Source organism: Streptomyces sp. GESEQ-4, from assembly GCF_017948455.1.
Taxonomy (GTDB): Bacteria; Actinomycetota; Actinomycetes; order Streptomycetales; family Streptomycetaceae; genus Streptomyces.
In genome coordinates, this window is the sequence record NZ_JAFFSU010000002.1 from 568,311 (window position 1) to 591,608 (window position 23,298).

Sequence of the window (23,298 nt, forward strand, 5' to 3'; positions counted from 1 at the left end):
CCCTACAAGCTCTTGAGCTACTGCCTCCAGGTGGGCTTCGCCGCCCGCTTCAAGGAGCTGCGCCGCCAGAGTCGGCTTCTCCTGGAGGAACAGTAACGGGTCAAATAACCATGAACCTTTCCCGCAAGGGTGAGGAACGCTCGCTTCCGTCCTGAAAGATCCCAGGTAACTTGACCGAAAAGCGCTTCCTCCACCTGCCGATGGTCCCGCCACCTGCCACAACGCCTGTTACTGACGGGCAGGAACGGCCGCAGGCGTTCCGACTCCGCATCACTCAGATCACCCCGCCCCATGACAGGAAGGACGACCCGGACACACGCCGGTCACAAGATCACACGAGCCCTGACCCTACTCCGCGATGAAAGGTGTATATCCAACCGGGACTTCGCTCACCTGAAGGTCGGAGAAGAGCAAGGTCAGGTTGTGTGCGTTGGTCTCAATGCGTACCTCGTGGAAGTCGATGCCGAGGGCGTTCGACCAGCGTCGGGTGGCCTCCGACTCGGGGAGGAGCTTGGCTCCCGGGTAAAGGCAGTGCCACTTCACGCCCCAGACGTATCCGTCGAGGTCGGCACCGGTTTCGTGGTCGATGAGCCGGTCGTCCAAGGAGACCCGCCAGGTCTCGGCCGGCACTGATGTCTCGCACCGCGCCTCAACGCAGTACCTGAAGAGATACCGCAGGTGGGACGGCGTGATGCCGGTACGGGGATCAGCCGTCGCGTAGACGATGACCTCGTAGTCGCGCATGTAGTTGGTGTATCCGTGGTGCACGACAGCGTGATCGAAGGTCTCATCCAGCATCTGTTCAAGAACGGCAGCATCCATGCCGCCCTTCTACCTCACTCGGCGAGACCTTCGGCAACGAGATTCACGAGTGTCAGGCGCCGTTGCGTCAGAGATCGCCCGGACAAGTCCTAGGCGCCATGGTCACCAGCTCGCAGTGCGGGGAACCCCTTACTTGCGCAGGGCGAGGCGAACGGCGGCGCGGCTGACGTGTGCACGGCCGGCGATGGCCTGTAGGGACAGGCCGTCCTTTCGTACCAGATCCGCCATTGGAGGGCGCGCCGGGCGGTGTTCTGGGTTTGGAGGAAGCGCGGAGGGCTCCAGTCGACGGGGTGTTCCGCGAGCAGGTAGCGGGCGTGGGCTGTGGTGGCGCCCAGGTCTTTCGCGAGACGGGCGATGGAGAAGGCTCCTGTCGGGGCGAGCCGTTGGACCTGGTCGGGCGTGATGCTGGACGGGTCCGGGCCAGGCAGAATCAGCTCTCCCATGAGGTGGCCGGGCAGTTGGGGACTCCACCGCGCCGGTTCGTCGAGACGGTGCGGGTCCAGGAGTTCAAGTGCCCGCTGGTACAGGAGGTCTGCTTCGGCGGGCAGCAGGTGCCAGCGGAAGCGCTGGCAGTAGCCGTAGTCGGCGGCGGTGGCCGGGGCGAGTGCCGGATGGGCGAGGCGGATGGTAGATCCGGTGAGGGTCTCGAAGAGCCAGCGTTGGGCGTGCAGGTGCGTGCCAGCCGGGTTGGAGCGCAGCGTCTTCTGCAGGCGCGTCCACCGCTGCCGGTCGAGGAACGTCTCGCGGGAGCCGAACAGGGCTCGCCGGCGGGCGTAGTCGATGGGCGAGCCGTGGACGTCAAGGTCGTCGGCCAGGGCGGTGATCACGTGCAGGACGTCGGCGCAGTCGTCGCGGCTGGTCAGGTCGGTCAGGAAGTTCGATCCGCGTCCTGTCGGCGAAGGCCCTCGAGGATGACGTTCATCAGAGGCCGTGCTGTTGGTTCCCATTCATCTCGGTCCAGTCGGCCGAGGTAGGCGATGAGTAGGAGGACTCCGCGGGCGTCCACGTCCGTGCGGATGGAACCAGCTGCTTTCCCGGCGTCCAGCAGGTGGCTGAGAGCGCCTTCGATGGGGTTCTGGCTGTGGGCGACAAGGTCTTGCCACGCTGTCGGCTCGAGCACCGCCAGGACGCCGTACTTGATCTCGGCGTAGTCGATCACTCGGTCGAGCCAGTGACGCAAGGCTTCCACGGGCTCGTGTTCCGCCAGGAGAGCGGAGGCGGCGGTCACGAGTTCTTCGACGTCGCGCCGGTAGACCTCGGCGAGGAGCGCTTCGCGGTTGGGAAAGTTCCGATAGAGCGTTCCCTGTCCCACACCGGCGCGCTTGGCGATCTCCTTGAGGTGGACGTGGTCGGACTCGGCGAGGGCTGCGCGGGCGGCCTCCACGATGCGGGTCCGGTTCTGCGCCGCGTCCGGACGGCGTGCCGGTGTGTTCATAGGCGTCCCCTGACGTTCCGTCCATCACAAGTGGACACGAGTCCGGTAGGGTGGGTCACGCACCGGACACGTGTCCACTTTATCTGGAGGCAGTAGTGCCCTCTCTTCATGACAAGATCGTCGCGGTCACCGGAGCAAGCGGCGGCATCGGCGAAGCCACGGCCCGTCTCCTCGCCCGGCGCGGTGCCGCAGTCGTCCTCGCAGCGCGCCGCAGCGAGCGCATCGGCGCCATAGCGCAGGAGGTCCGGGAGCAGGGCGGCCGTGCCGTCACGTGCGTCGTCGACGTCACCAAGGCCGAGGACCTGCAGCGCCTGGTCGCCACCACCATCGACCAGTACGGCCGTATCGACGTACTGGTGAACAACGCCGGCATCGCCCCGATCAGCCCGATGGCCGACCTCGACACCGAGAGTTGGTCGGCCATGATCGATGTCAACCTTCGCGGCATGCTCAACGGCGTCGCCGCCGCGCTGCCCGCCTTCCGCGAGCAAGGCTCGGGCCACCTGGTGAGCATCGTCTCCGTGGCCGGCCTGTCCGGCGTGTCCCCCTCGATGGCTGTCTACGCTGCGACCAAGAACGCGGTGCGTACCGTCCACGAGGGGCTGCGCGGGGAGTCCACCGACGGGGTGGTGCGCACGACAGCCATCTCGCCGGGATACATCCGCACCGAGCTCGCCGACTCCATGGCAGACCCGAACATCCGCGAGCAGACGCGCAAGAACATGGACGCGGTGGGCATCCCTCCGGCGGCGGTCGCCCGCGCGGTGGCCTTCGCCATCGAGCAGCCCAGCGACGTCGAGATCGGCGAGATCAACGTCCGCCCCACCGTCCAGGCGTGACACTTGCCGTCACCGGTCAAGTGAGACGGCCGCCAGCCGCTTGCACAACGCCGCTGTCTGGCCGGGCGTCCCGACGAGCAGAACACAACTCCGGACCTGGCTCCCGGCCTCAACGGGAGCGGCGCCTCCCGGTGAAGTGAGTCATCGGTCGTGAGATTCGGCCACGGGATCTGAGATCCCACACAGAGGGCCGGCACACCGGCCCCCTCCACCGGGAACGAACCCGTGCGGAAAATCGTTTTATGCGCAGCCGCGCTATACTTGCGTCGCCCATGAGGACCACTGTCGTGCCTGGTCGCACGCGCTCATAGCGAGGGGGTGGACGCCATTTCGGCACGCCCCGCCCGCATCCAGGAGGTCGCCGCCGCGGCCGGCGTCTCGGTGTCCACGGTGTCGAACGTGCTCAACCGGCCCGAGCGGGTCAACGCCCAGACCGCCGAACGCGTCCGCAGTGTGATCGCGGCGCTCGACTACGTCCCCCATCCCGGCGCCTCCGGCCTGCGCAGCGGGCACTCGTCCTCGATCGGGCTGGTCCTGCCCGACGTGGCCAACTCCTTCTACGCGCGCATCGCACGGGGCGCCGCCGACGCGGCGTACGACCACGGCTATGCGCTCGTGCTCTGTCACAGCGGGGACGCGCCGGAGCGCGAACAGGGCTACTTCACCATGCTGGTCGAGCAGCGAGCCGTCGGCGTCGTGGTCGTGCCGCTCAGCGCCGACCCGGGACGGCTGACCCGGCTGCGTGATCGTGGCATCCCGCTGGTCCTGGCCGATCGCGCGATGCCGGAGCGGGAAGGCTGCTCCGCCTCCGTCGACGACATCGCCGGCGGGCGCATCGCCGTGCAGCACCTGCTGGACCGCGGGGCGCGGGACATCCTCGTCGTCAACGGAGAGCGCGGGATCCGCCAGTGCGCCGACCGCTACCAGGGCGCCCGGCAGGCGGTGCGCAGCCGACGGGAGGCGCGCTGTGACCAGGTCGTCGCCCAGGAGATGACGGTGGCGTACGGCATGAAGATCGCGGACCAGCTCACCGACCTCCCCGACGGGGTCTTCTGCACCAACGACTTCCTCGCCGCGGGACTGTGCCGCGGACTGACCGACCGGGGCGTGCGCATCCCCGAGGACGTTCAGGTGGTCGGCTACGGCGACCTCGACATCGCGAGCTTCGGGGCGACGACCCTCACGACGGTCCGGCAGCCGGTCGAGGAGCTCGGCCGGGCGGCCGTCGAGATGCTGCTCGACGAGATCGAGGCCCGCGCCGAACACGTCCACGAAACCCGGGTGTTCGCGCCCGGCCTCGTCGTACGGGACTCGACGCTGCCGCCGGCCGACCTCTGATCACGAGTGCGCGGTCGGCAGCGTCACCCGGTCCGGTACGGTGCGCGTCCGGCGGCGCCGGGCAGTGGCAGGCGTACGGCGCGCAGGACGCCTGGCCGACCGCCGGCTGCTGATCACGGGCCCGCGGTCCGTAGCGTCACAGGTCCCAGCAGACCCGACGGGAGCTGGGACGGGAAGGCCCAGGCGGTCGGTGTCGCCTCGGCAAGATACGGCGCCAGGGTGTTGTAGACGGTCACCTCGATCCGCACGGTACGGCTGGCGGCGCCGGGCAACGCGAAGCGGTACGGCGCGCAGAACGCCTCGCCGACCACCTCACCGTCCAGCGCGACCTCGACGCTGCCCCGCGCCCGCCCCAGATCCAGCACCGGGTCCGGCCCCGGCGGCACATCGAGCACCCGCGCATAGGCCACGCCCCCGCTCCAACTGCCAAGTCCCCGCACGCCCCAGTCCCCGAGAGCCAGCGGCGCCGGCACCGTACGCACCCGCGCGGGCCCGCGCCACGCGGAGCCCGCGCGCAGGAGGGCCGTCGGCGCGGTGACGACCTCCAGCTCCGTGGGTTCCCCCAACGGCCGGTCCAGCGTGAGCACGTGGCCTTCGAGGGGGCGCTCCGCGCCGTTGCCGACCCGCACCCGCGCAGGAATCTCCAGCGGCAGATCGATCGAGACCGTGCCCGCGGGCACGGTGAACCGGAAGCGTTGCGCTGAGGCGTGCACGTCGTCGGTGGACCGCATGGGGGGCATGCGGCTGCCGAGCACCGGCGGGCCGCCGAGCCACTCGGTGTCCGGCAAGGGGTGCGACCGTACGGCGGCGTGGCAGTGCAGCAACTCACCGCGTCTGACGGTGTCTTCGACGGTACGTCCGTGCCAGGCACCCGACTCCGCCTCCCAACCGGCGCCACTGACCAGTGCCGTCGACTGCGCCACCAGATCGACGAAGACCGCCTCCCGGTCGCCGTCGGTCACCACGTCGAGCACATGCTCGCCCGCCCCGAGCGCCACCTCGTGGCGGAAGAACATCGGCACAGCGCCCCAGTCCGCCTCGTAGTACTCCACCTTCTCCTGCCGCGCCACGACAGCGCCGTCGAGCAGCACGGTGACCGCCGCCGCGGCACCCACGACGAGCACCGCCCGCACTCCCTCCCGGGGCAGACGCAGCCGTGCGCGGTACGTCACCGGGCCGTCCGGCCCCACTCCGTCAGGCAGACGCATGAACCGCGGGCGCGCCGCGAATCCGTCCGGCTCTGACAGGCAGAAGTAGCTCCCGAGCGGTGTATCGGCGGCGGCCCCAATCGTCGACGGCCGGCCCTGGGCGCCGGACAGTTCGTACTCCAGCACATGGCGAGCGCGGGCCACCGTCACCGCCGCGGAGGCCACATACCCGCGGCCCGTGTCCAGCAACTCGCCGTCCCACCAAACGCGCTTGACCGCCTCCGCGGCGACGTGCAGGTCGGCAGGTCCCCGGTGACCGGTCTCCACGATCGCCCGGACCCGGGCGACCGATCCGCCGCCGGGCACGGGGACGCGTACGAACTCCTCGTTCACCAGGCCCTTGGTGCCGAGCAGCCCGCCCGGCTCCGGGATCCCACGGCTCGACGAATACACCGCCACGTCCCACCCCGGCGCGAGGGGCAACTCGCCGTCCAGAACCCGCTTGACGGACTCGGCGTCCAGCGGCTCGGGGGCGTCGCCGGCGGGAACCGGCGGCAGGACGCGGACCCGGTTGCCGTAGGTGGCCCGCGTCCGCCGCCACACCGCGTCCGGCGCCTCGGTCTCCGTCCACGCCATGTCCCAGATCTGCGGCTCGGCCACGGACGACCCCGCGGGCAGCGCCAGGTCGCCCCACCGGTTGTCCATGGTGGGGATCAGGCGACCCTGCCAGCCGGCAGAGACATCGATGACCGCCTCGTCCGACCCCGGAGGTACGGCCGCGCGGCTCGTCGGCGGGCCTTCGCGCCATACGACGAGCACGGCGGGGGCGCCGTCCAGGCGTACCTCGATGGTCGACACGCCGTCCTCGGAGACGGTGACGTGTGCCGGGTTCCGGGTGCCGTTCGCCGGGTTCCAGACCTCGGCCTCGGCGACCGGGGTGCGCACGGTGACGGACGAGGTGCGGGCGTAGCGGGAGGGGTCGGTGGTGTGGTTCCGGGCGCCCCGTTCACGTACGCAGGCGTCGGGGAAGGCCCCCGTCACCAGGGCGACCGCCGCGTTCCCCTTCCTCCTGACCAGCAGCGGCACGTCGCCGGTGGCATGTCCGGCCGAGTCGGCCACCGCCGCCGCGCCGGCCTCGGCGTCGCACACCCGCTCCAGCCGTGGATGGGACACCAGCGCCGCTACGACCGAGTCGTCACCGGCCACACCGGCGGCCGTCGCCGGAGGCCGCCCCACGACCACGACCCGCCCGCCGGCATCGAGCAGTTCGGTCAGCCGGCGTGCCGTCTCCTCCTCCAGGACGCTCGCCGAAGGCAGCAGCACCGCGCTGTACGCCAGGTCCCTGATCCGCAGGGCGCCGTCGGCGGCCTTGGCGCGCTGGAGGGAGTCGTCGTCGACGACGTCGAACGAGACGCGCCGCAGATCCAGTGCCCCTGCGCGGGGGCGCCGCCAGTCGTTGGTGCCGCACAGGTCCAGGTAGTGCCGCTGTGTCTCGTCGGCGTCGGCGTGCGGGGCGCCGAGCCAGCCGTCGCCGAAGTGGTGGACGGGCGCGTCCAGGGGGAGGAGGGACTGCATGGTGGCGGTGGGGTGCAGGACCGCCACGTCGGCCTCGTAGCTTCCCCAGGACATGATCGAGCAGATCCGGGCCACGGCCCGGGAGAAGGCCGGGTACTGCTTCCAGTACGGCTGTCGCCAGTCGGTGGAGGGCGGTGCCCACTCGAACCAGCCGCCCGCGGTGCCGAAGTAACTGGCGTGCGGGTTGTAGAGGTTGGCGCCGCTGCGCAGGAACGGCAGCAGCCAGTCGTAGGTGTCCTCCAGGGTGCCGCCCCAGCCGGAGGAGTGGAACGCCTCGATCCAGACGCGCTCGTGGCCGTAGAGGTGCGCCATCGAGGAGTGGACCTTGGCGTCGCCGTGGTGGTCGCTGCCCGCGGCGCTGTACCAGCGGTGGGTACGGAAGTAGTCCGTGTAGAGCTGCGTCGACTGGGCCGGGTAGCCCGCGCGGGCCGGGTTGCTCTGGTCGCAGCCCAGGAGCAGGCCGCGCTCGCGGTGCCAGTCGGCGAGCGGGCGGAACAGGGCCTCTTCGGTGAGTTCCGCGCGGACCGCGTAGTAGTCGGCGCGGATCTTCGCCGCGTCGTCCGTGGTGCGGGTGCCGAAGAGGGCCGGCAGGTGGTCGAGCAGGTCGTAGCCGCGCCGGGCGCGGAACTCCGCTGAGAAGCGGCGGCTCCAGGAGTTGGTGCCCGGCAGTTCGTCCTGGAAGCTGCCCGCGATGACGGTGCCCAGGTACTTGGGCACACGGCGGTCGTACTCGTGATGGACGGCGTCCATCAACGCGCCGACGGCATGCGGGTCCAGGTAGTCGAACGCCGTGGGCACCGCGGTGACCAGCTGCACCTGGGTGCCGTCCGCGACCCCGACCGGATCAGGCAGGCGTCCGCCGTCGGCGTCGTAGGCGCCCACCAGGGTCTCGCCGTCCCGGAGAGCGACCGTCCCCCCGTGCACGGTCGCCGTGCGGGTGCGCAGGGCCAGGCCCGCGGCCTCGGGGTGCCGTCGGGTGACGCCGCCCTGGACGTTGGCGCCGGAGAACCCGATCTGGTCGTAGAACCACAGGCGCGTGCCGAGTCGGGCGGCGATCTCGCAGGCGTCGGTGAAGCGGGCCCACCACTCCTCGCCGAACCACGCCGGTTCATCGGCGCGGGCGCCGAAACTCGGTCCCGTCGGTGCCAGGTTGATCACCACGAGGTTGTGGACGCCGCCGTCCGCGAACGCCCGCATCTGCCATTCCAGGCGGTCACGGGTGACCTCGGCGCCCGACCACCACCACAAGGGGGTGGGGCCGAAGTCGCGGGGCGGATCCTCGAAGAGCTGCTGAAGTTCTGGGGAGAGCACGGGTGCGGTCCTTCCCCTAAAACGTTTTTAGATGGCCAATACGGTAGGGGACATGGAAGGTTCGCGCCATGGCCGTGGGGGCGCCGGGCGCAGTCGGCGGACATGCCACGGATATCTGCGCGGCATCTTGTTGGAACGTTTTTCGCGCCCTATATTCTCTGCGATCCGGCCCGGAACCGCGATGTCACGAGACGACGGAGTCGCATCATGGCCGAAGAACCCGTCCCCAAGCACCTGTGGAAGGCCGCGGCCCTGTCGGGCATGGCCTCCTACCTCGACGCCGGACTGATCGTCAGCATCTCCGTGAACCTGGCCATCTACCGCGACAGTTACGACATGGGCGTGTGGATGGCCGGCGCGATCAGCGCGATCGTCACCATCTGCATCGCCGTCGGATCCCTCGTCGGCGGATGGCTCGCCGATCTGTTCGGGCGTCGCCGTGTCTACAACTGGGACATCTTCTGCTTCGCGGTGGGTGCGCTCGTCATCACGCTGGCGCCCGACGACATCGTCCTCCTGGTCGGCGTGCTCATCGCGGGACTCGCGGCGGGCGCCGACCTGCCGACCTCCCTGGCCGTGGTCTCGGACGCCGCCCCCGCCCGGGCCCGCGGACGTCTCGTGGCCTTCACCCAGGTCATGTGGATGCTGGGCATCACCGTGGCCATCTTCCTCGGCTTCGTCCTGTCCACCACGGGCATGACCGGAGCCCGCATCATCACCGGCCAACTGGCCCTCGCCGCACTGGTCACCTGGCTCCTGCGCGCCCGGCTGAAGCTGTCGCCCGAACAGGTCGCGGAGGAGGACCGGACCGCCGCACAGCAGACGGAGGACGCGCCCGGCCCGCACGGCATCGCGTTGAAGAACGTGTGGACGCGTGCCGCCCTGCTGCCGATGGCCGCGACCTTCGTCTTCTACGTCACCTGGGGGCTCGGGGCCAACACCTTCGGCCAGTTCGGCACCTATCTCCTGGTCACCGTCAGCGACGCCTCACAGAGCCTGGCGACCGGGATCAACCTGGCTTTCATCCCGATCGGGGTACTGCTGACCATCGCCTTCGTCCGCGTCGCCGACAGCCCCTGGCGCGACCGGCTGTTCTACGTGGCCGCCGCCGTGCAGGTCCTCGCCTTCGTGATCGCGTCCCTGACCGCCGGTGCCCTGGTCGGCATGCTCGTCTTCTTCGTCCTCTACCAGCTCTCCAACCCCTTCGCCGGCGAGGCGAATTACAAGGTCTGGTCGCAGCTCACCCTGCCCGCGGACACCCGCGGCACCACCCAGGGCCTCACCTACGCCCTGTCGCGCGGAGTGTTCGCGGTCGCGGCGTTCTTCACCCCTGCCCTGCTCGACTACAGCCCGGCCGTCCTGCTCTGGTCCATCACCGCCTGCATGGCGCTGGCCGCCTTCGCCGGCGCCTACATCGTCCGTGTCCTCGTCCCGCGTTCACCCAGCGCCGCCCGCACCCGGAAGGACCTGCGGATCGCCAGCGCCTGAGCCGGGGCCCACCCCGTCGGCGTACAAAGGAGCAAAGGAGCACCAGCCAATGGCTACGACCGCCCCCACGACGGCAACGACCAGGGGCCGCACCGCCGAACGGGACGCCCGGCTGCGCGAGTTGCTTCCCCCGGTGGCCCGGCGCCGCACCCGGATCGGACTCGTGGCCGGCGGACTCGGCACCTACTGGCCGCAGTTCCCCGGGCTCCTCCCGCAACTGAAGGAGTCGGCGAGTTACGTCGCCGACCGCTTCCGGCAGATGGACGCGGAGGTGACCGACGTCGGGTTCATCTCCGACGCCGGGGAAGGCGCGGCAGCGGCCGAGAAGCTCCGCCAGGCGGACTGCGACCTGATCGTGCTGTTCCTGACGACGTATCTGACCTCGTCGATGGTGCTGCCGATCGCCCAGCGCTCGCACGCCCCCGTTCTGGTCATCGACCTCCAGCCGACCGAGCGGATGGACCACGCGTCCTTCGACACCGGCGCCTGGCTGGCCTACTGCGGACAGTGCCCGGTGCCCGAGGTCGGCAATGTCTTCCGCCGGGCCGGTATCCCGTTCCGGTCGGTCTCGGGCTGGCTGCGCCAGGAGAGTGCCTGGCGGCGCATCGAGCAGTGGATCCGGGCCGCCCACGTCCGCGCGGCCCTGCGGCACGCCCGGCACGGCCTCATGGGCCACGTGTATCCGGGAATGCTCGATGTGTCGACCGACCCCACGCTGCTGTCCACGACGTTCGGCTCGCACACGGAGGTGCTGGAGTTCGACGATCTGCGGCACCGGGTGGAGCAGGTGACGGAGGCGGAGACCCGCGAACGCATGGCGCTCGCACGGCAGGTCTTCACCCTCGACGACAGTGTGGTGGACGAGGACTTCGCCTGGGGAGCGACCGTGTCGGTCGCCCTCGACCGGCTCGTGGACGACTTCGGCCTCGACACCCTCGCCTACTACCATCGCGGCCTCGGCGGGGAACTCCACGAGCGGCTCGGCGCCGGCATGATCCTCGGCGCCTCCTTGCTGACCGCCCGGGGCGTGCCCGCGGCCGGTGAGTACGAACTGCGCACCAGCGTCGCCCAGTTCGCCTCCCAGAGCGTGGGCTCCGGCGGCTCGTTCACCGAGATCCAGGCCCTGAACTTCGAGGACGGCGTGGTGGAGATGGGCCACGACGGCCCCGGCCACCTCGCCGTCAGCGCCCGCGACCCGCTGCTGCGCGGGCTGGGCGTCTACCACGGCAAGCGCGGCTGGGGTGTGAGCGTGGAGTTTGACGTCCAGCCCGGCCCCGTCACCCTCCTCGGCCTCGGCCAGGACGCCGACGGCAGCCTGTCCTTCGTCACCTCCGAGGGCAACGTCGTCCCCGGACCGCTCCTGGAGATCGGCAACACCACCAGCCGGGTCGACTTCGGCCGGGACCCCGGCGAGTGGGTCGACGCGTGGAGCGCCACAGGCGTCGGCCACCACTGGTCCCTGTCGGTCGGCCACCACGCGGCGGACTTCAGGGCCGCGGCGAGTCTGCTGGGGATCGATCACCGGGGGGTGTGATCGGGGGCGGGTGCGTACGTCCGCGGGACCGGCCCGGATCGTACGTGTCCATCGCCGTGCGGCCTTCCAGGGAACGGTTCGGTGCCCGCCAGGCGTCGTCCCTCTTCAGGGCACGGTGGCCGTGTCCGGAAGAGGAGTGACCGGGTGCATGCGGATGGATTCGCCAAGTGGACGCAGCGGTTCGAGGACGAGCGGGAGCGCCGGGACGCCGAAGGGGACCCGGACTGGGGGCAAGGGGCGACACTGCATCCGGCGCTTTCGGCGAGCGTTCAGCGCTTCCAGGTCGGCGAGGACGGTGACGGCGCCAACCTCGTCGCCAAAGCGGACCAGGCCGGCGACGCCGACTACGCGCGGGCTGTCCGGCTCTTCGTCGCCGAGGAACAGAACCACGCCCGTCTGCTGGCCCGGTTGCTGGCCGCGGGTGGCGTACCGACGCTGACCGGCCACTGGAGCGACACCGTCTTCGTACGCTTGCGGCGCCTCATGGGCCTGCGCCTGGAACTGCTGGTGCTGATGATCGCGGAAGTGGTGGCGCTGCGCTATTACCGTGCCCTGCGCGACGGCACCGATGACCCGCTCACGTCGGAGGTGGCGGGACGGATCCTCGCCGACGAGGAGCGCCATGTCCCGTTCCACTGCGAGCGACTGCACACTTCCCTGGCCGAACTGCCGCGCCCGATACGCCGCCCGGTGATGGCCCTTTGGCGGGTGCTCCTCCTCGCGGTCTGCCTCGTCGTCGCCGTCGACCACGGCCCGGCACTGCGCCGACTCGGCATCGGCCGCCTTCGTTTCGTGTCCGACGTCATGGCATCGGCCGACGCCGTGGTCTCCGCGGTGCTGGCGCCCCGCCCGGACGCGTGGTCGAGCGCGCGCTGACACCCAGGCTGCTCCTCGGGGAGCGGCGGTTCGCGCCGGCGGTGTCGTGAACTACCGTCGTCATCGCCTCGACGAGGTCCCGGTCGGCCGAACCCCCACCGTGCCCGAGCAGCGACAGGAGCTTCCGTGACGTACGACGTAGCCGCTCTCCGTGCGCAGTTCCCCGCCCTCAGTGCCGGGATCGCGCACTTCGACGGTCCCGGCGGCACACAGACACCCCGGCCGGTCATCGAGGCCATCGCCGACGCGCTGGCGCGGCCGCTGTCGAACCGGGGCCGGATCACGCCCGGGGAACGCAATGCCGAGACCATCGTCACAGAGAGCCGCCGGGCCCTGGCGGACCTGCTGGGCGCGGAACCGGCCGGGATCGTCTTCGGCCGCAGCGCCACCCAGCTCACCTACGACGTCTCCCGCACCCTCGCCAAGACCTGGTCGCCCGGCGACGAGGTGATCGTCACCAGGCTCGACCACGACTCCAACATCCGCCCCTGGATCCAGGCCGCCGAGCAGGCCGGGGCGACCGTCCGGTGGGCCGACTTCAATCCCGCCACCGGTGAGCTGGGCGTCGAGGACATCCGTGCCGTGCTCTCCGAGCGGACCCGGCTCGTCGCGGTCACCGCCGCCTCCAACCTGATCGGCACGCGGCCCGCGATCACCGCGATATCCCGTACGGTGCACGAGACCGGCGCGCTCCTTTACGTCGACGGAGTGCACTACACTGCCCACGCCCTGGTCGACGTCGAGCAGCTCGGCGCCGACTTCTACGTCTGCTCCCCGTACAAATTCCTCGGCCCGCACCACGGCGTCCTAGCCGCCCGGCCCGAACTGCTGGAGAGCCTGCACCCGGACAAACTGCTGCCCTCGACGGACGCCGTCCCGGAACGCTTCGAACTCGGCACCCTGCCCTACGAGTTCCTCGCGGGCACCCGCGCCGCGGTCGACTTCCTCGCCGGCCTCGACACCGGCGCCACCGGAACTCGCCGCGAGCGGCTGGCCTCCGCGTTCGCGGCGCTGGAAGAGCACGAGAACGTCCTGCGCGCGCGGATCGACAAGGGACTGTCCGCCCTGGAGCAGCAGGTCACGGTGCACTCCCGCGCCGCCGACCGCACCCCCACCCTGCTGCTCACCTTCGAGGGCCACAGCACCGCCGACGCGTACGACTTCCTGGCGCAACGCGGTGTCCAGGCGCCCGCCGGCTCCTTCTACGCCCTCGAAGCGTCCCGCCGACTCGGCCTCTCAGACACCGGCGGCCTCCGCGTCGGCCTGGCGCCCTACAACGACACCGAGGACGTCGACCGGCTCCTGGAGGGCCTGTCGGACTTCCTGAAATGAAAGATCCCGGCACCGGGCCTGAGGCCCGGTGCCGGGATCTGTTCTCTGCTCTCGGCCGCCTGCGCGACCGTACGGTGCCTAGAAGGCGCTGTTGCTGCAGCCCATCTCCGAGCCCAGGTGGGTGCCCTGGCTGCCCGAGGTGCCCTCGCCGTTGAGACCCTGGCCCAGCAGGCCGTTGAGGATCCCGACCTGGCCGAGGATGTCGAGGTTCAGGTCGTGCGACTTGCATTCGGTGCTCTGCAGGACGCTGTAGTTCCCGCCGCCCTTGCCGTGACCGTCGCCGCCGTTGGCGCTGGCGGTGCCCGCGCCCAGGAGCCCGACGCTGCTGAGAGCGGCGACCAGGACGGCAGCCTTGTGAAGCTTGTGCATGTCATCTCCGGTGAGTGAGGTGAGTACGATCCGTGGAAGATCGACTTCGTACTGTGACCGAAGATTAGAAGGAAAAGTGATTGACCAGCCGGTGTGGCACGCCGGACTTCGCGATCTCGCGGCGAAAGCACTCTGACGCCGTAACGCGTGAGCGACCCTCGACTGCGCTCTCCTGACGGGTTGTCAGTTCGCGTCGGGCGTCGATGTCCGGCCCGCTGGCGGCACTTGGGGCTCGCCCTCGATCCGACACGGCACGCGGAGGCACCGGAGATCCAATACCGCAACGTTTTGTGTGCTTATGATCACATTACGTAACCAAGCGAGGGCAACTGCCCACGTAAGAAAGGGTCTAACTATGCGCAAGATTCAGCGAGTTGCGGTCGTGGCGGTAGCGATCGCGGGGCTGTCCACCCTCGGTGCCGGCGTCAGCTTCGCGGGCGGCCACGAGAAGGAGAAGGACGCCACGGACATCACCGCGGTGGCCGTCTCGCAGTCCAACGCCGTCGCTTCGTGGGACGCGCCGAACGGTGGCAAGCACGGCGACAAGGGTGGGCACGACACGCCGGAGCAGGCCATCGACCAGTTCGCCCTTCCCTACATCGCCCGCTAGACAGGCGGGGCGGGTGGCTTCGTACTCCGCCGCGTAGCGGCCCCGTAAGTCGCGACACCCCCGTCAGCTCGGCCTCGACGGCCATCGCAGCCCGGACGCGCAACAGCAGCCCCACCAGGGCGCGCGCCCGGGCTGCAGCTGTGCCGGGGGCCCGCTCGCCCGATGGCGCGCGGCGACGGTCGCACAGCGCCGGCGCACGCCGGCGCCACGTGGTCAGCGGGGTGAGCGTTGCCGGCTGCTCCGGGGTGCGGGGACGCGGCGGGCGCCGGAGGCTCCGGTCGCGGTGGTGCCAGTGGTGGTACCGGTCGGCGTCGACCGGCGGCCCGATCGGCGGGGGGTCTTGCCGGAGGCGGCACCGGTCGAGGCGGTGTCCGTGGCTCGGCGGTCCGGGGTCCGGCCGCCGGTCGTGCCGGGGGCAGCGCCTTTCGCCGCTCCGGCCGCGCCGTTGCCGTTTCCGCGGCGGCGGTTGGAGCGCTTGCCGGGCTCGGTGCCGGGCTTGCGGTTCGGGCGGGAGGCCGTCGGCGCCTCCTGCTGGGGGACCGGGAGGGTGACGGCGATGCCGGACGGCTCACGGGCGCCGGTGATGGTGGACAGGTGGGGGTCACTGGACGTTATGCGGGCGGTACGGGCGCGGATGCCCGCGTCCGACAACAGGCGGGTGACGTCGCGCTTCTGGTCGGGCAGGACCAGGGTGACCACGCTGCCGGAGCCGCCTGCGCGGGCCGTGCGGCCGCCGCGGTGGAGGTAGTCCTTGTGGTCGGTGGGGGGATCGACGTTCACGACGAGGTCGAGGTCGTCGATGTGGATGCCCCGGGCCGCGACGTTCGTCGCGACCAGAGCGGTGACCTGGCCGTTCTTGAACTGATCCAGGGTGCGGTTGCGTTGCGGCTGGGACCGGCCGCCGTGCAGGGCCGCCGCGCGGACACCGACGGCCAGAAGCCGCTTGGCGAGCCGGTCGGCGGACCGCTTGGTGTCGAGGAAGAGGAGGACCCGGCCGGCACGGGCGGCGATGCGCGTGGTGACCGCCTTCTTGTCGGTCTCGTCCAGGAGGTGGAGAACGTGGTGCTCCATCGTGGTCACCGCTCCCGCGGACGGGTCCACGGAGTGCACCACGGGATCGGTCAGGAACCGCTGCACCAGGCGGTCGATGTTGCGGTCCAGGGTGGCCGAGAAGAGCAGTCGCTGCCCGTCGGGCCGTACCTGCTGGATCAGCTTGGTGATCTGCGGCAGGAAGCCCATGTCGGTCATCTGGTCGGCTTCGTCGAGCACCGTGATGCCGACGCTGCCGAGCACACACTCCCCGCGTTCCACCAGGTCGTTGAGGCGGCCGGGGGTCGCCACGAGGACCTCGGCGCCGCGCCGGAGCGTACCGGCCTGCTTGGTGATCGACAGTCCGCCGACCACGGTGGCCAGCCGGAGATTCACCGCGGTCGCGTACGGAGTCAGCGCCTCCGTCACCTGCTGGGCGAGCTCGCGGGTCGGCACCAGCACGAGGGCGAGAGGCGCCTTGGGCTCCGCGCGCTGCCCGGCCGTACGGGCCAGGAGCGCGAGCCCGAACGCCAGGGTCTTGCCGGAGCCGGTGCGTCCACGGCCCAGCAGATCGCGGCCGGCGAGCGAGTTGGGCAGGGTGGCGGCCTGAATGGGGAAGGGGGTCGTCACACCCTGCGCGGTAAGGGTCTTCAGCAGCCCCGCGGGCATGTCCAGACCGGCGAAGTCCTCGACGGCGGGAAGTGCGGGAGTGGTGTTTTCCGGCAGCCGGAATTCCCTGGGCGACGCCGCGGGCTGCGGGGGTGTAGACGAGCGCCGGTTCGGCTTATTGGGCCTGCGGGACATTGCGGTTGCCTGCCTTCCTGGAAAACACACTGGAAACAGCACTCACCGGGGTCCGCACCGTGACGGTGCGGACCCCGGTGAGCCGATACGCGTGCGGCGATCAGGCGGGGACGATGTTCTCCGCCTGCGGGCCCTTCTGGCCCTGCGTGACGTCGAAGGAGACCCGCTGGCCCTCCTGCAGCTCACGGAAGCCCTGGGTCGCGATGTTCGAGTAGTGGGCGAACACGTCCGGGCCGCCGCCGTCCTGCTGAATGAAGCCGAAACCCTTTTCGGCGTTGAACCACTTCACAGTTCCCTGTGCCATGACTTTCTCCTTCTGTAGGCAGAGGCCCCATCCGGAGATGCCGGGAAAACAACTAATGCGCCTGAAGGAGAAACATTCCCGTCAGGCGCACATAGGTTCATGGGTACCACAACTGCAACGCGGAAACCGTAGCACAACCCGGCGGCCGTGCCACTTGGCGCGATCCGGAGATCATGTACCGGACAGGCCCTAGGATGGCTGGCTGCCGCGCTCGTACGCGTGCAGAGTTGCGTTCACCGCAGGGAGAATGCCGATGGGCAGTAAAGAGGCCGCACGTACCCCGTCCGACAGTGCGGTGGGGGGCGGCGGGTCGGCCGGCCCCCTGGTGCCGCGGCTGGTGCTGGGCGCACGGCTGCGCGGGCTGCGGGAGGGGCGGCACATCTCGCGTGAGGCCGCGGGACATGTCATCCGCGCCTCCCGGTCCAAGATCAGCCGGCTGGAGGGTGGGCGCCACGGGTTCAAGCCGCGGGACGTGGCCGATCTGCTCACCCTCTACGGCGTCACCGACGAGGCCGAACGCGCCACTTTGCTGGCGCTGGCCGAAGAGTCCAACACCCCCGCCTGGTGGCAGCACTACAGCGACGTGGTGCCCTCCTGGATGCAGACCTACCTCGGGGCCGAACAGTCGGCGAGCGTCATCCGCTGCTTCGAGGTCCAGCGCGTTCCCGCCCTGCTGCAGACCCCCGACTACGCGCGTGCCGCCGTCCGGCTCGCCCACCCGGGCGCCGGTACGGAGGAGATCGACCGGCGAGTCGGACTACGCATGACCCGCCAGCGGATCCTGCACCGCCGTCCCGGGGCTCAGTTCTGGGCCGTGATCGACGAGGCGGCGCTGCGTCGCCCGGTGGGCGGCATCGGCACGATGCGCGCCCAGCTCAGGCATCTCATCGAGATCTGCGGACTCCCGCAGGTCACGGTCCAGATCATGCCGTTCCACGCCGGCGGCCACGCCGCGGAAGGCGGTCCGGTCACCATCCTGCGGCTGCCCGGCGGCCGGCTGCCCGACGTGGTCTGCCTCGAGCAGCTCACCACCGCGCTCTACCCCGACAGGCCCGCCGACATCGAGTGCTACTGGGATGTCATGAACCGCCTGGTGGTAGAGGCCGAATCACCGGACGAGACTCCGACGACCCTCCATCGCATCCTCCAGGAAACCTGATCCACGGACCGGCAGCCGGCAGGTGTCAGCGCTTGAGGGCGACACCGCCGTACTGGTGCACCTCCGCGGGCAGGCCCAGGGCCGCGGCGTCGGGGCGCCAGCGCGAGCATGACGCGACGCCCGGCTCGAGCAGTTCCAGCCCGTCGAAGTAGCGCTGGATCTGCTCGGGGCTGCGAAGGATGTAGGGGATCGAGCCACCCTCGTTGTACTGCTGGATGGCCTGGACATACGACTCACTGGTGCTGGTGCTGTCGTAGTGCACGAGGTAGCTGCCGGCTGGCAGCGCGTCCACCAGCTGCCGCACGATCGAGCGTGCCTCGTCGAAGTCCTCGATGTGGCCCAGGATGCCCATCAGCATCAGAGCGATGGGCTGGTCGAAGTCCAGTGTCTTCCCGGCCTCCCGCACGATGGTGCCCGGCTCGCGCAGGTCGGCGTCGACATAGTTGGTGACCCCTTCCGGGGTGCTGGTGAGCAGCGCGCGGGCGTGTGCCAGCACCAACGGGTCGTTGTCGACGTAGACGATCTTGCAATCGGGAGCGACCCGCTGGGCGATCTCGTGGGTGTTGTCGACGTTGGGCAGCCCGGTGCCTATGTCCAGGAACTGCCGGATGCCCTCCTCGGCGGCCAGGTGGCGCACGGCGCGGGCGAGGAAGTACCGGGCGGCGCGGGCGCCGGTCTCGATGCCGGGGAAGATCTCGCGGAAGGCGTCACCGGCCACCCGGTCGACTTCGTAGTTGTCCTTCCCGCCCAGCCAGTAGTTCCAGATCCGGGCCGACTGCGGCACGGTGGTGTCGATCTTGGAGAGCGTCTCCTGCTCGGAGTTCGCTGCCTCATCAGTCATGGACGCTCCTGTGCGCACGTAGGGACAACCACGAAACCGTCGAACATCAGTCGTGGCTGCCCACGCTATTCCTCGGGCCTCGTCCCCCGTGCGCCCCCACCCCCAACCTGCCCGTGTTTTAACGCCTGTTGGCTGGATTTCGTCCCCTCACCGGCGGACGGTACGGGGCCGCGCCGACCGGAAGTACGCGCGGCTCGGAGACACGGGCCGTGCGCCCGCCGCGGCAGAAGCGGAGGACGCACCGATCGTGATGAAGAGCAGGAGATACACGAACTGGGTCATCGCCGGGTCGTTCACGGCGATGGTGGCGCTGATCAGTGCGGAAAGGATGTGCGGCCGGAGCCGGCGGCGCCGGTCCGTGCCCCGGATCGTCCGGCCAGGGTCCCGGGACCCCTCCCGGACGGGACACCGCATCGTGATGGCATGCCTAAGGTCATGCGTGTCGTAGCCGCCGTCATGGGGCTGGTGGTGCCCGTCGTCGCCGGCTGCTCCTCCGAACCGGGTTCACCGAAGGAGGAGTTGATCCGGAGCGCCGACGAGACCTGCCGTGAGATCACCGAGCGGTTCACCGGCGACCTGGCGTACGGCGCGGGCGTCGGCGTTGGCGACGTACCGAAGTTGCGTGAACGGGTCGCCCTGCTGAAGGACTTGCGCGCGCAGGTCCGCAAGATGCCGAAGCCGGAGACCGGCCAGAAGGACCTGGACGCCTGGCTGGGCAAGCTCGGCCTCTACATCGGCGACCTCGAGGACCTGAGTGGCCAGTTGGAGAACTACCGGCCCGGACAGGACTTGCTGATCGCGATGCAGATGTCCATCAACAAGGCGGCGGCGAAGGAGATCGCGTCGCCTGCGAAGCGCTTCGGGTTCGAGGACTGCGCGGCCACCAAGAAGTGGGAGTACATCGCTTCCTGACGCGTCAGCGCAGGGATGGGGCCACTCCAGGCCACCTCACGGAACGGGAGGAGATCAGCATGGATGAACCGACCTACCTCGTGCGGGAACCCGAGCCGTACGGAGCCAGGGCGCGCGATCCGCTGGCCGTCGCGATCGGCAACGCCTCGCTGCTCGGCGTCGGCTATCTGATGCTGCGGCGGTGGGGCTTCGCCGTGTTCTCCGTCGCCGGCACCGTCGTGGTCGTCTCGTTGGTCGCGTCGACCGCCCGGACGTCGTACGAGATCGTGGCGCTGGTGTGGTGGGTGGCCGTCACCGTCCACGGCTGGTTCCTGGCGCGCAAAAGCGCCGGCCAGGGCGGTTCGGTGCGCGGTCAGCGGCTGGTTGCGCTCGCGGTGACGCTGCCGGTGCTGCTGGCGGCGGGACTGCTGCGGTACGACGCGTCGAGGATCGGCGACAGTGTCACCGAGGCTCGCGAGAGCGGTGACTGCGCAGAGGTGTCGGCCGCCCAGGACAGGGTGTGGTTCGGGCACCGGATTGCCGACGCCCCGCTGTCCGCCCGTGGCGACGAGGTCGTTGAGGACTGCCGTCGGCTGGACACGGCCCGGGCGCAGCTCGCCTCCTCGCTGACCGGTGACACCGACGCACTGGAGCGGGGCTTCAAGACGCTCGCCTCCGTCCTCGCCGAACCCGGTAACGAGAAGACGGTCGAGGCGACCCTCAACGGCTTCCTGCGCGCCCTGCCCGCAGAGGACCCCTGCGACACCGTCACCCTCACCTACTGGCTCCGCGACCGCGAGAGCAGCAACGACATACTCGACCGGTCCGCCGAGACGGCCCGGCGGACCGCGCCCGCCGCGCTCGTCGAATGCGGCGACGATCTGATGGGCACCGAGGACTGGAGGCAGGCCCGCGCGCAGTACGAGCGGCTGCTGGACGAGTACCCGGACGACGGGCTCGCGAGCAGGGCCCGGAAGGGAGCCAGGAAGGCCACGCTGAGCATCGAGCTGGACAACGTCCGCAGTCTCCTCGCGGGAGGCGACGACTCACAGCCCGAGTACTGCTCCAACCCGGCGAAGTACAGCGGCGCCAAGCCCCTGAGCAAGGGCGCCAACCGCGCCCTCTACTACGGTCACGACGAGTACAGCGAGGACTACGCGGCGAAACTTCCCGGCTCCTGGAAAGCCAAGGACCCCACCGACGCCGTCCTGGTGGTCTGTATGGGCGAGGAGACCTTCGGCAGTTCCGTTGAGACCTGCCCGTACCAGGCCCGGTCCTCCGGGAAGACCACCTATGTGACCTTCTACAAGATCGCGCTCCCGGTGAAGGTCTACGAGCTGCGCACCGGCAAGCTCGTCGCCAACCGCAAGATCCAGATCAGCGGCAGCAGTTGTCCCGCGGTCATCACGTACTACACCAGCGGGGATACCGACCCGGGCCCGTCGTCGGCCAGGTACGTCAGCGAGTCGACGTCCGATGTGCGGGCCGCGTTCCGCTCCTTGATCAATAGGTGAGGGGCGCACAGGACCTGACGCTCCGTCATCGGCCGTGGTTCGTGCCGTATTTCGGGAGGGCTCCCGGGCGGACGGGGTGAGCATGGCGGGGCGCTCTGTGAGGTGGCGCGCGCACGGCCGAGGGGAGAGACGCTGGTGGCAGGGGAGCGGGAGCAGGTCATCGCCGGGCGGTACCGGCTGCGGCAGCGGCTAGGTTCCGGCGGTGGCGGAAGCGTGTGGCTGGCCGAGGACCAGGAACTGCGGGTGCAGGTCGCGGTCAAGGAGATCGACGTACCGCAGACCGCGGAGGCCGGCCTCGGCGACCCCGCCGGCAGGGGCCGCAAGGAGGCCCTGAAGGCGGCGCAGTTGCGCGAGCACCCGAACGTGATCACGGTGTACGACGTCGTGGAGGCCGACGACCGGCCGTGGATCGTGATGGAGTACCTGCCGGGGACGCGCGACCTGAGCGCCGTACTGACGGAGCGCTCCCCGCTGCCGAGCGACGAGGTGGCCCGGATCGGAGCCGCCGCGCTCGACGCGCTCTCCGCCGGACATCGGCTCGGCATCATCCACCGTGATGTGAAGCCCTCCAACATCCTTTTGGCGCCGGACCATTCGGGCGTCGCCGACCGCCGGGTCCTGCTCACGGACTACGGCATCTCGCTGCGGCTGCGCGAGACCCGGATCACCCAGAGCGGCATGGTCGTGGGCACGCCGGGCTATGTGGCGCCGGAGCGGCTGTCCGGCGGTGAGGCGACCGCCGCGTCCGACCTGTTCTCGCTCGGCGTCACGCTCTACGCCGCCGTCGAGGGCACCGCCCCGTTCGAGCGGGACACCCTCGACGCCACCCTTCTCGCCGCGCTGAACTCGGAACCCTCCGTGCCGCAGCGGGCCAGCGATCCGCTCAGCCGCGTGATCATGGGCCTGCTGGCGAAGGACCCGGCGGACCGTATGCCGGTCGCGGAAGCGGCCGAACTGCTCGCCGAAGCCGAAGCGGCAGCGACGGGGACGGGGACGGGGACGGGGAGCGTGCCGCCGCCCGAGCCGTCCGCGAGCGAGACTCAGGAGCCCCGCACCCCTGCCTCCCGCAAGCCGGCGGGGCGCACCACCGTGGTGCTGGCGCTCGCCGCCGTGCTGGTCGGCGCCGGAGGGTTCGCGCTCGGCGCCACCACGTTCCGCGACACCGGGGACCCCGTGAAGAAGCCCGACGTCGAGGCGAAGGTCGCCGCGACTCCCTCCCCGTCGGTCACCCGTGGCGCATACCCGTACGGCAAGCAGGTGCGGCTGCGCGAGGAGCTCACGCCGGGCCGGTGCGTGGACGCCGACTGGAAGAAGGGCGAGGAATACCGGGGACGGCCCGGCCTCAAGCTCGTCGACTGCTACGACGACGACCCCGAGGGACAGGTCATCACCACGGTCGCGGCGGACAGCACCGAGGACGTACGGGGCGAGTGCACCCGGCGCACCGCGGAGCTGCGCGGCACCATGGCCGATCCGGTGCTGTACGTCCTCACGCCCGAGAGCGGGCAGAGCGAGCCGCCTGCCGCGGCCTGTCTGCTCTTCCTCAAGAACGCCACGATCGGCGGCCCGCTCGGCCACTTCCGCAAGTTCGGCGACCAGGTGTACGTCACCCAGCTGGGCCCGGGGGACTGCATCAACTCCAAGGAGGACGACGACGGTTCGGTCACCGACACCCTGGTGAACTGCGACGAGCCGCACCATGAGCAGGTCGTCGGCTGGACCTGGGCCTCGGGCGACGGCTCGGCGGACAGCGTCGACAAGGGAGACCTGTGCCAGGAGAAGTACGGCGTCAACTGGGCGCGCGGGGAGGGACACGAGATGTGGGGCTGGTACTCGACGGACGAGGAGTGGGAGGCCGGGTTCCGCCATGTGCTGTGCACTGTCGCGCGGGAGGACGGCAAGAAACTCCCCGGCGGAGCGGTGAAACCGGCGTACTGACCCGTGCCGTCGCCCACGCATGCGCGCTGGTGGACGACGGTTCCGCTCCCTCCCCGGAACCGTCGTCCTTGCACGCTCCCTTTATACGGGGGCAGTTTGGGGAGGGGTCCCGGAGGTGATGCCGGATCCTGTAACAGCGCC

Annotated in this window: 19 protein-coding genes; 11 read left to right on the forward strand and 8 right to left on the reverse strand. The window is 70.2% G+C overall.

Translation table 11 applies throughout. The features are described 5' to 3' along the window. Positions 1-348: 348 nt before the first annotated feature. The 3 genes from KCH48_RS07810 to KCH48_RS07820 form a co-directional block, all read right to left on the reverse strand. Entirely contained in the window at positions 349-822 is a 474-nt protein-coding gene (locus KCH48_RS07810; RefSeq protein ID WP_210571397.1) for a hypothetical protein, read from the reverse strand. Between the two features lie 89 nt (positions 823-911). Then, positions 912-1,649: a hypothetical protein gene (locus KCH48_RS07815; RefSeq protein WP_210571398.1), complete on the reverse strand. Its 738-nt coding sequence runs from the start codon at positions 1,647-1,649 to the stop codon at positions 912-914. A gap of 41 nt (positions 1,650-1,690) precedes the next feature. Next, positions 1,691-2,257 carry a TetR/AcrR family transcriptional regulator gene (locus KCH48_RS07820; RefSeq protein ID WP_210571399.1) on the reverse strand — a complete coding sequence of 189 codons (567 nt, stop codon included), beginning with the start codon at positions 2,255-2,257 and terminating at the stop codon, positions 1,691-1,693. Positions 2,258-2,352: 95 nt separating this feature from the next. On the opposite strand from KCH48_RS07820, the gene KCH48_RS07825 reads away from it, so the two are divergent. Further along, the gene (locus KCH48_RS07825; protein WP_210571400.1) at positions 2,353-3,096 is read left to right on the forward strand and encodes an SDR family oxidoreductase; all 744 of its coding nucleotides are present in this window, start codon (positions 2,353-2,355) and stop codon (positions 3,094-3,096) included. A 318-nt stretch (positions 3,097-3,414) separates the two neighbouring features. Then, on the forward strand, positions 3,415-4,434 hold the full coding sequence (locus tag KCH48_RS07830) for a LacI family DNA-binding transcriptional regulator (protein WP_210571401.1): 1,020 nt from the start codon (positions 3,415-3,417) through the stop codon (positions 4,432-4,434). Between the two features lie 113 nt (positions 4,435-4,547). On the opposite strand, the gene KCH48_RS07835 is transcribed toward KCH48_RS07830, so the two are convergent. Next, positions 4,548-8,468, reverse strand: a complete 3,921-nt coding sequence (locus tag KCH48_RS07835) for a glycosyl hydrolase (protein ID WP_210571402.1) — start codon at positions 8,466-8,468, stop codon at positions 4,548-4,550. A gap of 207 nt (positions 8,469-8,675) precedes the next feature. Here KCH48_RS07835 and KCH48_RS07840 point away from each other — a divergent pair, with 207 nt between their 5' ends. From KCH48_RS07840 to KCH48_RS07855, 4 genes are all read left to right on the forward strand, one after another. Then, the gene (locus tag KCH48_RS07840) at positions 8,676-9,956 is read left to right on the forward strand and encodes an MFS transporter (protein ID WP_210571403.1); all 1,281 of its coding nucleotides are present in this window, start codon (positions 8,676-8,678) and stop codon (positions 9,954-9,956) included. Between the two features lie 49 nt (positions 9,957-10,005). Further along, entirely contained in the window at positions 10,006-11,490 is a 1,485-nt protein-coding gene (locus tag KCH48_RS07845) for an L-fucose/L-arabinose isomerase family protein (protein ID WP_210571404.1), read from the forward strand. Between the two features lie 144 nt (positions 11,491-11,634). Beyond that, positions 11,635-12,366, forward strand: coding sequence for a ferritin-like domain-containing protein (locus KCH48_RS07850; RefSeq protein WP_210571405.1), 732 nt, complete (start codon positions 11,635-11,637; stop codon positions 12,364-12,366). A gap of 126 nt (positions 12,367-12,492) precedes the next feature. Next, complete coding sequence (locus KCH48_RS07855; RefSeq protein ID WP_210571406.1) at positions 12,493-13,698, forward strand: cysteine desulfurase-like protein; 1,206 nt, start codon at positions 12,493-12,495, stop codon at positions 13,696-13,698. Between the two features lie 78 nt (positions 13,699-13,776). On the opposite strand, the gene KCH48_RS07860 is transcribed toward KCH48_RS07855, so the two are convergent. Beyond that, complete coding sequence (locus KCH48_RS07860; RefSeq protein ID WP_210571407.1) at positions 13,777-14,067, reverse strand: hypothetical protein; 291 nt, start codon at positions 14,065-14,067, stop codon at positions 13,777-13,779. 355 nt (positions 14,068-14,422) lie between these two features. Between KCH48_RS07860 and KCH48_RS07865 the strand changes: the two genes are divergently transcribed. Beyond that, a complete protein-coding gene (locus KCH48_RS07865) occupies positions 14,423-14,677 on the forward strand; it encodes a hypothetical protein (RefSeq protein ID WP_210571408.1) in 255 nt (84 codons plus the stop codon). A gap of 213 nt (positions 14,678-14,890) precedes the next feature. Here KCH48_RS07865 and KCH48_RS07870 read toward each other — a convergent pair whose 3' ends face one another. Together KCH48_RS07870 and KCH48_RS07875 are read right to left on the reverse strand one after the other, a co-directional pair. Continuing rightward, positions 14,891-16,510 carry a DEAD/DEAH box helicase gene (locus tag KCH48_RS07870; protein WP_210571409.1) on the reverse strand — a complete coding sequence of 540 codons (1,620 nt, stop codon included), beginning with the start codon at positions 16,508-16,510 and terminating at the stop codon, positions 14,891-14,893. A gap of 100 nt (positions 16,511-16,610) precedes the next feature. Next, on the reverse strand, positions 16,611-16,814 hold the full coding sequence (locus KCH48_RS07875; protein ID WP_023544341.1) for a cold-shock protein: 204 nt from the start codon (positions 16,812-16,814) through the stop codon (positions 16,611-16,613). Positions 16,815-17,067: 253 nt separating this feature from the next. Between KCH48_RS07875 and KCH48_RS07880 the strand changes: the two genes are divergently transcribed. After that, on the forward strand, positions 17,068-17,973 hold the full coding sequence (locus tag KCH48_RS07880; protein WP_210571410.1) for a helix-turn-helix transcriptional regulator: 906 nt from the start codon (positions 17,068-17,070) through the stop codon (positions 17,971-17,973). Between the two features lie 25 nt (positions 17,974-17,998). On the opposite strand, the gene KCH48_RS07885 is transcribed toward KCH48_RS07880, so the two are convergent. Continuing rightward, positions 17,999-18,814, reverse strand: coding sequence for an SAM-dependent methyltransferase (locus KCH48_RS07885; RefSeq protein ID WP_210571411.1), 816 nt, complete (start codon positions 18,812-18,814; stop codon positions 17,999-18,001). Between the two features lie 423 nt (positions 18,815-19,237). Between KCH48_RS07885 and KCH48_RS07890 the strand changes: the two genes are divergently transcribed. From KCH48_RS07890 to KCH48_RS07900, 3 genes are all read left to right on the forward strand, one after another. Continuing rightward, a complete protein-coding gene (locus KCH48_RS07890) occupies positions 19,238-19,726 on the forward strand; it encodes a hypothetical protein (RefSeq protein ID WP_210571412.1) in 489 nt (162 codons plus the stop codon). A 59-nt stretch (positions 19,727-19,785) separates the two neighbouring features. After that, positions 19,786-21,219 carry a tol-pal system YbgF family protein gene (locus KCH48_RS07895; RefSeq protein WP_210571413.1) on the forward strand — a complete coding sequence of 478 codons (1,434 nt, stop codon included), beginning with the start codon at positions 19,786-19,788 and terminating at the stop codon, positions 21,217-21,219. Between the two features lie 135 nt (positions 21,220-21,354). Then, entirely contained in the window at positions 21,355-23,157 is a 1,803-nt protein-coding gene (locus KCH48_RS07900) for a serine/threonine-protein kinase (protein ID WP_210571414.1), read from the forward strand. The last annotated feature ends 141 nt before the right edge of the window (positions 23,158-23,298 follow it).